Here is an 11,486-nt window from a genome sequence, read left to right on the forward strand (position 1 = left end):
TATCCACAGGCGCAAGCGGAAGTTGGTGATCCGCGAGATCGTCTGCGCATGACGAATCACAGCGAAACAACTGGATCCGCCGGTAACGACGACATCGGCGGACGAGACGGATACAAGGCGCACGGAGGGCGAGGAGCGGGCAGCGAGGCGAGCGGAGGCGGCGAGCCGCACGTCGAGTGCGTCACGTATGACGCCCACGAGAGCGATCACCAGGTCACCCTGCGTACACCGGGCGAGCTCGCCGACGCCCTGCCCTATCTCCTCGGATACCGCCCCGAGGACAGCATCGTCCTGGTCGCCCTGCACGACCGCGGGGGACGCGGCCGGTTCGGAGGTCGGGCCCGGCTCGGCATTCCCACGAACGAGGACGACTGGGACTCCGCGGCCCGACAGTTGGCCCATGGCTTGATCACGGGAAGCGAGAGGCGGGGTGCCAAGCCGGAGCAGATGGTCGCCTACCTCTGTCAGGAACCGGCCAAGGGTGAGTCAGGGCAGCGGGTGATGCAGCGACTGGCCCGACTCGCCGGGCTGCTGCGCACGGAGTGCGGCCGACTCGACGTCCCCGTGATCGAGGCGCTGTGCATCTCCGACGGGCGCTTCTGGTCGTACTGCTGTCCGAGCGAAGGATGCTGTCCGGTCGAGGGACTGCCGATGGGACTGCCCGGCACATCGGTGCTTGCGGCCGCGGCGACCTACGCCGGGCTGCAGGTGCGCGGGACGCTGCGGGAGCTGCGGGGCAGGCTGTTGCCGTGGGAGACCTCAGCGGCCTTGGAACAGGAGGTCTCCCTGGACACCACCAGCATGGCGCAGGTCCCCAGGATGTTCGACGAAGCCGGCCGTGTGGCCGTGGCCGAGGAGACGGTGGAGCTCGCCGAGCGGATCATGACCCGGTTCACCGAGGCGCCACGCGTCTCCGGCACTCTCGACGCGGATCTGCGCGACGACGCCCTGCTCGGACATGAGGAGGCGGCCACGCTGATCCTCGGCCTCCAGGACCGTGCGACCCGTGATCGCGTCGCCGAGTGGATGGAGGGCGACGAGGCCGGGCCGGCGCTACGCCTTTGGCGCGCCCTGGCCCGCCGCTGCGTCGGACCGTACGGAGAACACGCTGCGGCGCCACTCACCCTCGTCGGCTGGGTCGCGTGGTCGACCGGTGACGAGATCGAGGCCAGGGAAGCCTTGGCCATGGCGCTGGGTGCCGACCCTGATTACCTCTTCGCCCGGCTGCTGCACCAGGCCTGCAACGAGGGCCTGGACCCGGAGTCCATCCGGCGTTGCCTCCGTGCGGAACGCGAGACGCGCAGCGTGAGTGCGCCGCCAGGAGCCGGAGCACAGTCATGTACCGACGTGCCGACTCATCACGAAAACGGCGACCTCGGCGCGGATCCCTCTTCCCCGTCGCCCGACGAGCTCCCCACACCCGACGAGCTCCCCTCACCCGACGCGTCTCCCCGACGCCGACGACGGACACGTGCCGGAGCCCGTCTTGACAGCCACCCTTGTCCCTCGGAAGCGGGAGGACGGCCCATGGGAACGGACGACTCCCGCGAACGCACCCGGCCCGCCGCCGGTACGCGACCCGGCGCGTCACGAAAGGGAGGGGTGCGCCCTCGACCCGCGCGGAAGGCCGGCCCGCAGCCACGCCATGCGGGGAGGGAGAACGTGCGGGGACACGAGGCCCGCTCCGAAGGCGTGCGGCCGGGAGGTGACGCCCCCGAGGGGACACCATGAGGCACCGTCGGCCCAGGAGGGGCCTCTTCCCAAGGTTGCGCGACCGACTGCGGCGGACGGCGGACACACTCCGGCGGACCTCGGGCAGTTGCGGGACGCTCTCCCGCAGCTGCCCGCCCCGCCGCCGTTCGGTCGGCTTCCGCGACCGCGGGCGTGACTCCGAAGACGCTCGTCCCGTTCACCTGAGTGGCGGTACGCCTGGCCCGGTGGCACCGCCTTACCGTCCTTGTCCCTCAGGAGCCCCGCAACCGGCGCCGACAACGCCACCGGCACACAGAGTGCAGAGGAAGCCACCCTTGCATCAGCCGACTCCGCCCTCCGCCACCGACGACGACCGCCCGTCCCTCGGTGCGCCCACACCGACAGGGAAAGGAGACATCATCCCGCCATCGGACGAGCTCTCCTGCGCGACCTCTCAGATGAAGCGATCGCGGGCCGATCAGGCCGAACAGCGCGCGGAGCACGAGGGCGCCCCGTCGGCGCGGGACCAGCACCCCGCCCCCTGGGATCGCTCTGGACGGCGCAGGCCCGCATCCGCGGGACAGGAGCAGCTCCCGGGCTCGAATCAGCCCCTCCGTCCCACGCCGCCGGTGTCCCTGGGCCGGTCGTCGGCGGCTCCGGGCCGGGCTCCCTCCGTCACCACGGGCCGCCGCCCGCCCCCGTCGTCCTCACCAGGCCACCCGGGATCGACACCGATCCCGGTTCCCAGCCGCTCGCACGACCTGCCCCCCGCCCACACCGCGGTCATCTGCGTCGCGCTACCCGGCCTCGCCATCTCCACAGAACGAGGGCAGCTGACCGGTCAAGGGCTGGAGGGGTTCTACCGCGCGGGCCGACGCGTGCTCTCGCGCTGCCAGATCCTCGTCGCCGGACGCGAACCGATCGCGGTCCAGGGCCGCACCGTCGCAGCGGATCGTGCACGATTCGTGGGAGCCCTGCGCGCAACGCCCGGTGCCGGCCCGGACCCGGACGTCGTGGTCGAACGCATCCGCCATGCGGACGGCAAGGAACGCATCACCCTGCACAGCGCGGCCACGCGCCAGCTGCGACTGCCACTGGAGGTCGCCCTGGGCACGGACCTGGCGGACCTGGGAACCATCGCCTCCGGCCGCGCGGGGCCCGAACTGCCGGCCAGTGTCCATGACTCGGGCCTGCGCTGGTCCGCCAACGGGGCCAGCGCCACGGTCACGGCCGATCCGCCGCCCGCCGACGCCCTGGCCTCCGCAGGGCTGCTGCGCTGGGAGTTCGACGTACCGCCGGGCAGCACCGTGACCGTGGAACTGCGCGTACAGCTGGAGGGCGCAGGCCCCGTTCGGGCGGTGGGACGCGCGGCGACGAGTCCCCTGGCACCAGCACGGGCGACCGGCGACCACCCCGGCGTCCAGGCGCTGCTGCACACGAGCATCGAGGACCTCCAGGCCCTGTTGTTGCGTGACCTGGCAAACCCGTCCGACACCTACCTGGCGGCCGGAGTGCCCTGGCGCTGCGGCATGGCCCCGGCTGACGCGCTCGCCGCCGCCCGGATGACGCTGCCGTTGGGTACCGGACTCGCGGTGGGCACGCTGCGTGCTCTCGCGCGAACGCAACTTCTGGCCCCCGGGCCAGGGGCGGGCATGATCCCCGGCCCCCGTCGGGATGCGGGGCCCCTGCTGCCGCCGAGCTGTACGGGCACGGAGGCGACCCTGCTCTTCCCGGTGCTGCTCGCGGAAGCCCGCCGCTGGGGTCTTTCGCAGCGGGCGACCGCGGAACTGCTGCCGGCCGCGGAGCGCTGTCTTGCCTGGCTGCGCACCAGCGTGGGCGACGGAACGTATCTGAGCGATCCGCACCACTCAGGCCACGTCCGCTGCGAGACACAGGCCCACGCCCACCGTGCGGCACTCCTGGGCGCCGACCTGCTCGACGCGTACGACCACCCTGGCGGCGACGGGCTGCGTCAGTGGGCTGAGCGGCTGCGGGCGGCCTTCCGCGAGGACTTCTGGGTCGAGGACCGCGGCGGCGGCCGACCTGCGGCAGCCCGTGCTCCGGACGGGCGTTTGGTGACGCAGTTCGGTGCCGTGGCGGCTCACCTCCTCGACACCGGACTGCTGGGGGGAGGCCGTTATGCGCCGGGGTTGCTCGACCGGGCGCAGACCGAACAACTCGCCCGGCTGCTGGGAAGCCCACCGCTCGACTCCGGCTGGGGACTGCGCGGACTTGGCGTGAAGGAGCGGGATTACAACCCGTTCGGGCATCGTGCCGGTGCCGTTCGGGTTCAGGAGACAGCGATCGCCGTGGCGGGCTTGGCCGCAGCGGGCTACGAGAAGGAGACCACGTCGCTGCTGAGGGGGGTCCTGGCGGCCGCCGAGACCTTCGGTCACCGGCTGCCCGAGATGTACGCCGGGGAGCAGCGCACCGACGGCAGCACCCCGCTTCCCCATCCCGCGGCCTGCCGTCCCTCGGCCACGGCCGCGGCCGCTGGAGTTCTGCTGCTGACGACCCTCGCGGGCATCCGACCGGACACCCCGGCCGGCACGGTCACGCTGCGTCCGGTGCCCAGCGCGCCACTCGGCGAGATCGGACTGACCGGACTGAGGGTCGCGGGCGCCCCGTTCTCGGTACGTGTCAGCAGGCTCGGGCTCGCCATGGTCGAGGAGGCGGCCGAGGGATTACAACTGGGCGTGTGACCTGGGGCGACACACCGTCGGGTGACGGCGAGGGAGGGAACTGCGAGCCTTTACGGACCGAAGTGGATCAGCCCTCGATACGACTCACGAAGGGAGTGTTTATCGTCAAGCAGACGACTATGATCGCGGCATGCCCTACGACCCGTCAGCCTTCCCGCCCTTCGCCGTCACCGTGGACCTGGTCGTGCTGACCGTGCGCCGTCACGCTCTGTGCGCGCTGGCGGTGCGGAGGGGCGAGCCGCCGTTTCAGGGGCGTTGGGCCCTCCCCGGCGGTTTCGTACGGGCCGACGAGGACCTGGCACAGGCAGCGGCACGCGAGCTGGCAGAGGAGACCGGACTGCACGCCCACGACCCGTCCGTCCCCGTTCAGGACAACGGCGCCCATCTGGAACAACTCGCGACCTACGGCGACCCCGAGCGCGACCCCCGGATGCGCGTGGTCAGTGTCGCCCACCTCGCCCTCGCTCCCGACCTGCCCGCTCCTCGGGCGGGCGGCGACGCCAGCAACGCACGCTGGGCACCCGTCGAGGAGCTGTTGCAGAAAGGCGGTTACGGCCGCGACGGCGAACCGATCGCCCCCCTCGCGTTCGACCACGCCCAGATCCTGGCCGATGGGGTGGAACGGGCCCGTTCAAAGATCGAATACTCGTCGCTGGCCACCGCATTCTGTACACCCGAGTTCACGGTCGGGGAACTGCGTCGCGTCTACGAGGCGGTGTGGGGAGTGGCGCTCGACCCGCGCAACTTCCACCGCAAGGTGACCGGCACACCCGGCTTCCTCGTGCCCACCGGGGGCACCACCACCCGTCAGGGCGGACGCCCCGCCCAACTCTTCCGCGCCGGCGGAGCCACCCTGCTCAACCCTCCGATGCTGCGCCCCGAGGTGTGACTCCGGCGCGTGCGGGAGGTGTGGCCTACTGGTTCCCTCCCGAACGCTGACACGCCCTCCGTGACGAACGGCGTACAGGGAGCCGACGCCGCTGTTCTCGCTGCCGAGTGGGCCCTGCGGTACCCGGTAAAACGGACATAGCGCGCTATCTTGATTCGGGTGATCCAGGCCTTCGGACTGACCAGCAACACCCGCAGGGGCCTTCCGCCCGCTCTCGACGACGTCTCCTTCGAGGCGCGCGCAGGCTGTGTCACCGCACTCCTCGGAGCTCCGGGCGCGGGCAAGACGACCGCGCTCAGGCTGATGCTCGAACTACAACAGGGCCGTGGCATCACCTACTTCAAGGGCCGCCCTCTGCACCGCATCGCCCACCCGTCGCGGGAGGTGGGTGTGTTGCTGGGCGATGTGCCGGGTCACCCCGCCCGTACCGTACGCGGACATCTGCGCATGCTGTGCGCCGCGGCGGGCGTACCGGTGCGGCGCGCTGACGAAGTCCTCGAAGCAGTGGGCCTCGTCAGTCTGCGCGACGAACGCCTGAGCACCCTGTCGCGCGGCATGGACCGCCGTCTCGGACTGGCCTGCGCGCTGCTGCCAGAACCGCACACGCTCCTGCTCGACGAGCCTGCCCACGGGCTCTCCCCCCGCGAGTGTCAATGGCTCCACGGCATGCTGCGGGCCCACGCGGTCAACGGCGGCACGGTCCTGCTCACCACGGCCGACCCCAAGGAAGCCGCGCGCGCCGCCGACCGCGTGGTCACCCTGGACAGCGGCAGGCTCGCCGCCGACCAGGACGTGACTGACTTCGCCCGCACGCGACTACGCCCCCGCGTCGCCGTCCGCACCCCGCACGCCGCCCGTCTCGCGGCACTGATCGCCAAGGAGGCCCGCACCGAACAGCGCTCCGTCGAGGTCGTTCAGGAGGAAGGCAATCGCCTCTACGTGTACGGCAGTACCTGCGCCGACGTCGGCGAGACCGCGTTCCGGCACGGTGTTCTCGTCCACCAACTTGCCGACGAGGTCGGCGACATGGGGCCAGGGTCAGCGCGGCGCCCCCCGGAGACCGAACAGGGGGCTGCTGGTGTTGCCGCCACCGCGCAGACGCAGCCACCTTCCCCGGTGACGGAAACCGCCGAAACTGACGATCCCCACGACGTCGAGCCGCCCGTCGGCTCCATCGAGAAAGAACGGCGAGTTCGGGAGAGCGCACCCCCCGTCAAAGCGCTCCGGTCCACCGATCCTGTGTCTCCGCCACCACCCCCCATCTCGGTCCGCTCCGCGCGCAGTCCCCTCCGTCCGCTGCGCTACGAGCTGCGACGCGCCGCCGGAGTGAGCACCGGGTTCCTCACCGCGGCCGCCGTCCTCGTCACCTCCGCCCTCATCGCTGTCTTCCTCGCCCGTGTCGGACACACCCCTCAGCCACGCCTGCTGGCCGCGTGGCCCCGGGAACTCCCCCTGCCGCCCGCGGCCCTCGGCGCGGGCCTGCTCGGATCGCTCGCCTTCGGTGATGAGTTCCGCCACCCTGCCCTGGCGGCGGATCGTGGCACCGTGCCCCGCCGACTCGGACTGCTGGCCGCCAAACTCGTCGTCACCGCGGCCACCGCGCTTGTGCTGGCCTTCCTCACAGTGGGCTGCGACGCCGAAGTGCTCTATCTCGTCTACGGACCGGAACTGGCAGAGGTTCCCGCCGACTGGCCCGCCCTGAGCGTCAGTTGGATCGGGCTCGTGATCGGCTGCGGCTGGGCGGGCGTACTGGCCGCGGGGATTTTCCGCTCCACCACGGCCGGACTCGCCGCCCTGGTGGCCGTACCAGTCGTCGTCGTGCCGCTCGTACAAAAGGCCTTGGGGGGGCCATCCGTGCGTGCCGCGGCCGGGTTTCCCGTCCGGCTGCGCCAAGTGTTCCTGATGCAGTGGCCCTTCGGCGGAGAGCGCTACCTGGAGGTCGCCGCGCGCGTGATCGTCCAACCCGTCGGCAGCGCACTGACGTTGTCACTCACCGCCCTGCTCTGCGCGTATCTGCTCACGACCCTGCGCGGGAGGGTTCGCTGACGACCGTCCGTGCCTTTGCGGTTCGGCCCTGCGCACAACTTCCCGGGAAGGCCCGTTTCTTTCCGATAAGGCGTCAATTGCGACGGGGTGAGCGATCACCCTTTCGTGTGCTTTTCACCAAAGACCTCAAGGGAGTTGGAAGCGGCGCCGACAAAGGATCCGTGAGTACCCTTGCGCACACCATGATGACCGCCGCCCGCTCCGCAGACTCCGGCCTCGCCGGCCCGGGCGAACTCGACCGCTATCCCTACGCGGAGGCCGCCACCGCCGGCCGCGTCGGAATCCCCTCGTGGGACAGCGCGGACCCGGAGCTGGGCCGGGTGGGCCGACGTGCCGCCGGCAGCCGCGGACGCGGACTGCACGGCCAACTTGTTCAGCAGCTCGGCCAGATGATCGTCTCCGGCGATCTGGGCGCCGACCGTCCGCTCGTGCCCGAGGAGATCGGTCAGCGTTTCGAGGTGTCCCGCACCGTCGTCCGTGAATCGCTCCGCGTCCTGGAGGCCAAGGGCCTGGTCAGTGCGCGTCCGAACGTCGGCACGCGCGTGCGCCCCGTCAGCGACTGGAACCTCCTCGATCCGGACATCATCGAATGGCGGGCCTTCGGGCCGCAGCGCGACGACCAGCGCCGTGAGCTGAGTGAACTGCGTTGGACGATCGAACCGCTCGCCGCCCGGCTGGCCGCGGGGCATGGGCGGGAGGACGTCCAGCAACGGCTCACCGACATGATCGAGATCATGGGCCACGCCATGGCGCAGGGCGACGCGCTCACGTTCTCCCGTGCGGACGCGGAGTTCCACTCCCTGCTCATCCAGATCGCCGGCAATCGCATGCTGGAGCACCTCTCAGGGATCGTGTCGGCCGCCCTTCAGGTCTCCGGCAGTCCCGTCACGGGTTGTGACCGGCCGAACGAGGCCTCTCTGGCGCACCACGGCCGGATCGTCGACGCGCTGGCCGCCGGTGACGGAGCGGCGGCCGAAGCGGCCATGCGGCAACTGCTCACCGTCCACCCCGAGGTGGAGCGGGTGGTGCCCGCGCCGCGCGAGCACTGAACACGCACCCCCGGCGACAGGGGCGGGACTGCCTCCACCCTCCGGTGGTGTGCCGCGGCCCATATGCCGCCTCCCCTCGGACCCCGCGGAATCCCCAGCGATTCCGCGGGGTCCGACGGTGCGACGAGGTATGGCGCGCCAAAGCGACCACTTCCAGGCCACTACTAACCATCTATGTCCGCGTATGGCAACTTTTGAGTGTTTACGGGGTGTGACTCGGGCCACGCGGAATGGGCGTAACGCTCCTGGGAGGAGCGCGATGACCTAAGAGGTGACTGCCGCGGAGGGAATACGGACGCCGTTCAAGGCGCTGTGCATCTTCCCGGCCCCCGCCCGCGCCGTCGGCCCATCCCCAGGCCGGTGGTCGGCTCCTGTCCATCATGGACGGGGCCGGAAGCCGTTTTCCAACGTTCCGAGAGGTTGTTCGTGTCGGCCAGCACATCCCGTACGCTCCCGCCGGAGATCGCCGAGTCCGTCTCTGTCATGGCGCTCATTGAGCGGGGAAAGGCTGAGGGGCAGATCGCCGGCGATGACGTGCGTCGGGCCTTCGAAGCTGACCAGATTCCGGCCACTCAGTGGAAGAACGTACTGCGCAGCCTCAACCAGATCCTCGAGGAAGAGGGTGTGACGCTGATGGTCAGTGCCGCGGAGCCCAAGCGCACCCGAAAGAGCGTCGCAGCGAAGAGCCCGGCCAAGCGCACCGCCACCAAGACGGTCGCAGCGAAGACGGTGACCACCAAGAAGGCCACCGCCACCGCCACGCCGGCGGCACCCGCCGTCGAGGCCTCCGTCGAGGACGACGCGCCCGCCAAGAAGGCAGTAGCGAAGAAGGCGCCGACCGCCAAGAAGGCGGCCGCGAAGAAGACCGTCGCCAAGAAGGCGACGGCGGCCAAGAAGGCGACCGCCGGCAAGGACGACGCCGAGGTCGTCGAGGATGAGGTTCTCGAGGACGTCAAGCCCGGCGAAGAGGAAGAGGAGGGGGGCGAGAACAAGGGCTTCGTCCTCTCCGACGACGACGAGGACGACGCGCCCGCGCAGCAGGTCGCCGTGGCCGGTGCCACCGCCGACCCCGTCAAGGACTACCTCAAGCAGATCGGCAAGGTCCCGCTGCTCAACGCCGAGCAGGAGGTGGAGCTCGCCAAGCGCATCGAGGCCGGTCTGTTCGCCGAGGACAAGCTGGCCAACGCCGACAAGCTGGCGCCGAAGCTCAAGCGTGAGCTGGAGATCATCGCCGAGGACGGCCGCCGCGCCAAGAACCACCTCCTGGAGGCCAACCTCCGTCTGGTGGTCTCCCTGGCCAAGCGCTACACCGGTCGCGGCATGCTCTTCCTGGACCTCATCCAGGAGGGCAACCTCGGTCTGATTCGCGCGGTCGAGAAGTTCGACTACACCAAGGGCTACAAGTTCTCCACCTACGCCACCTGGTGGATCCGCCAGGCGATCACCCGCGCGATGGCCGACCAGGCCCGCACCATCCGTATCCCGGTACACATGGTCGAGGTCATCAACAAGCTCGCGCGCGTGCAGCGGCAGATGCTCCAGGACCTGGGCCGCGAGCCCACCCCGGAGGAGTTGGCCAAGGAACTCGACATGACCCCCGAGAAGGTCATCGAGGTCCAGAAGTACGGCCGCGAGCCGATCTCGCTGCACACGCCCCTGGGCGAGGACGGCGACAGCGAGTTCGGTGACCTCATCGAGGACTCCGAGGCGGTCGTCCCGGCCGACGCGGTCAGCTTCACGCTGCTCCAGGAGCAGCTGCACTCGGTCCTGGACACCCTGTCCGAGCGTGAGGCGGGCGTCGTCTCCATGCGCTTCGGTCTCACCGACGGTCAGCCCAAGACCCTTGACGAGATCGGCAAGGTGTACGGCGTCACGCGCGAGCGCATCCGCCAGATCGAATCGAAGACCATGTCGAAGCTGCGCCACCCGTCGCGTTCGCAGGTGTTGCGCGACTACCTCGACTAGGTTGCGGTCGTACGACGTCGAAGGCCCGGTCTCCGAAGTGGTGCCGGGCCTTCGTGCTGCCCCCGGCGACGGGCTCTCGTGCTGCGACCGGCAGCGCTCTGCATGACGCTGGGTGTCCGACCATCAACCCGGAGTGAGGAGCGTGCATGCGATCTCGCATTGCCCGGGCGCTGGCCCGACCGCTGACTCTGGCGGCCGTCGCAGCTGCCATACCGCTGATGTCCGCCGCCCCTGTGGCTGCCGACAGCATCGTCGTCGGGGGTTTCCCGGTCGACGTGTCCGAGAGCCCGTGGACGGTGGCACTGTCCAGCCGTGACCGGTTCGGGGGTACCCGCGCGGGTCAGTTCTGCGGCGGGGTGGCCGTCGGCCCTGCCACGGTGCTCACCGCGGCTCACTGTCTCGGAGAGGACGTCCTGGGTGGCCCACCGGACAGGGTGCGTGACCTCAAGGTCATCGCGGGGCGTACAGATCTCCTCTCCGACCAGGGCCAGGAAATTCCCGTACGCGGCACCTGGGTGAACCCGGACCACGACGGTACGACCAACTCGGGGGACTTCGCTGTGCTCACCCTCGCCGAGCCGTTGCCGCAGGCCTCGGTGATCGCCATGGCGCCGGCCGGGGACCCGGCGTACGCGCCGGGAACAGAGGCCGCGGTGTACGGCTGGGGAGACATCACGGGTGGCGGTGACTATGCGCACACTCTGCGGGCCGCGCGCGTGCGTGTGCTGCCCGACGCGCAGTGCCAGCGGGCGTATCCCGGCAATGCCGACGGGACCTACGTCGCGGACACGATGCTGTGCGCCGGGCAGGAGGAAGGCGGTCGCGATGCCTGTCAGGGAGACAGCGGTGGACCGCTCGTCGCCCAGGGGAAGCTCGTAGGGCTGGTGTCCTGGGGTAGCGGCTGTGGCCGCGCGGGCAGTCCCGGCGTCTACACGAGGGTCTCCGAGGTCTTGCGGACACCCGACTGGGCGGCCCGGGTGGGAGGTCCTGTGGCGGCGTCTGGCGGGACCTGACGGCCACCGTGCGGACTGTGCGGGTATGAGCACGGGCGGACGATCCGGTGGTGATCGTCGCGATGGGCTGTCGCTGTCCCGGCGATGTCGACTCCCCCGAGGACCTGTGGCGGCTGGTGTCGGAGGGCCG

General features: G+C 70.5%; 8 protein-coding genes. All 8 read left to right on the forward strand.

The window, feature by feature from the left end:
- Nucleotides 1-48: 48 nt before the first annotated feature.
- Nucleotides 49-1,731: a DUF4192 domain-containing protein gene (locus ABZ027_RS28430; protein WP_356773250.1), complete on the forward strand. Its 1,683-nt coding sequence runs from the start codon at nucleotides 49-51 to the stop codon at nucleotides 1,729-1,731.
- Nucleotides 1,732-2,477: 746 nt separating this feature from the next.
- Nucleotides 2,478-4,394 (forward strand): glycogen debranching N-terminal domain-containing protein, encoded by a 1,917-nt coding sequence (locus ABZ027_RS28435; RefSeq protein WP_356773272.1) that lies wholly within the window; start codon nucleotides 2,478-2,480, stop codon nucleotides 4,392-4,394.
- Nucleotides 4,395-4,524: 130 nt separating this feature from the next.
- Entirely contained in the window at nucleotides 4,525-5,283 is a 759-nt protein-coding gene (locus ABZ027_RS28440) for an NUDIX hydrolase (protein ID WP_356773252.1), read from the forward strand.
- A gap of 159 nt (nucleotides 5,284-5,442) precedes the next feature.
- Complete coding sequence (locus ABZ027_RS28445; protein WP_356773254.1) at nucleotides 5,443-7,329, forward strand: ABC transporter ATP-binding protein; 1,887 nt, start codon at nucleotides 5,443-5,445, stop codon at nucleotides 7,327-7,329.
- 161 nt (nucleotides 7,330-7,490) lie between these two features.
- Nucleotides 7,491-8,378: an FCD domain-containing protein gene (locus ABZ027_RS28450; RefSeq protein ID WP_356773256.1), complete on the forward strand. Its 888-nt coding sequence runs from the start codon at nucleotides 7,491-7,493 to the stop codon at nucleotides 8,376-8,378.
- Between the two features lie 426 nt (nucleotides 8,379-8,804).
- Nucleotides 8,805-10,343 carry an RNA polymerase sigma factor gene (locus ABZ027_RS28455; RefSeq protein ID WP_356773258.1) on the forward strand — a complete coding sequence of 513 codons (1,539 nt, stop codon included), beginning with the start codon at nucleotides 8,805-8,807 and terminating at the stop codon, nucleotides 10,341-10,343.
- 146 nt (nucleotides 10,344-10,489) lie between these two features.
- Nucleotides 10,490-11,356, forward strand: a complete 867-nt coding sequence (locus ABZ027_RS28460) for a serine protease (protein ID WP_356773260.1) — start codon at nucleotides 10,490-10,492, stop codon at nucleotides 11,354-11,356.
- Nucleotides 11,357-11,406: 50 nt separating this feature from the next.
- The coding region (locus ABZ027_RS28465) for a beta-ketoacyl synthase N-terminal-like domain-containing protein (RefSeq protein ID WP_356773274.1) at nucleotides 11,407-11,486 on the forward strand (80 nt) is incomplete at its 3' end.

Source organism: Streptomyces sp. NPDC006332 (assembly GCF_040612855.1).
Classification (GTDB): domain Bacteria; phylum Actinomycetota; class Actinomycetes; order Streptomycetales; family Streptomycetaceae; genus Streptomyces.

Coding starts and splice junctions, on each gene's coding strand:
- ABZ027_RS28460 (WP_356773260.1), top strand. CDS start 10,490: ATGCGATCTCGCATTGCCCGGGCGCTGGCCCGACCGCTGACTCTGGCG.
- ABZ027_RS28430 (WP_356773250.1), top strand. CDS start 49: ATGACGAATCACAGCGAAACAACTGGATCCGCCGGTAACGACGACATC.
- ABZ027_RS28440 (WP_356773252.1), top strand. CDS start 4,525: ATGCCCTACGACCCGTCAGCCTTCCCGCCCTTCGCCGTCACCGTGGAC.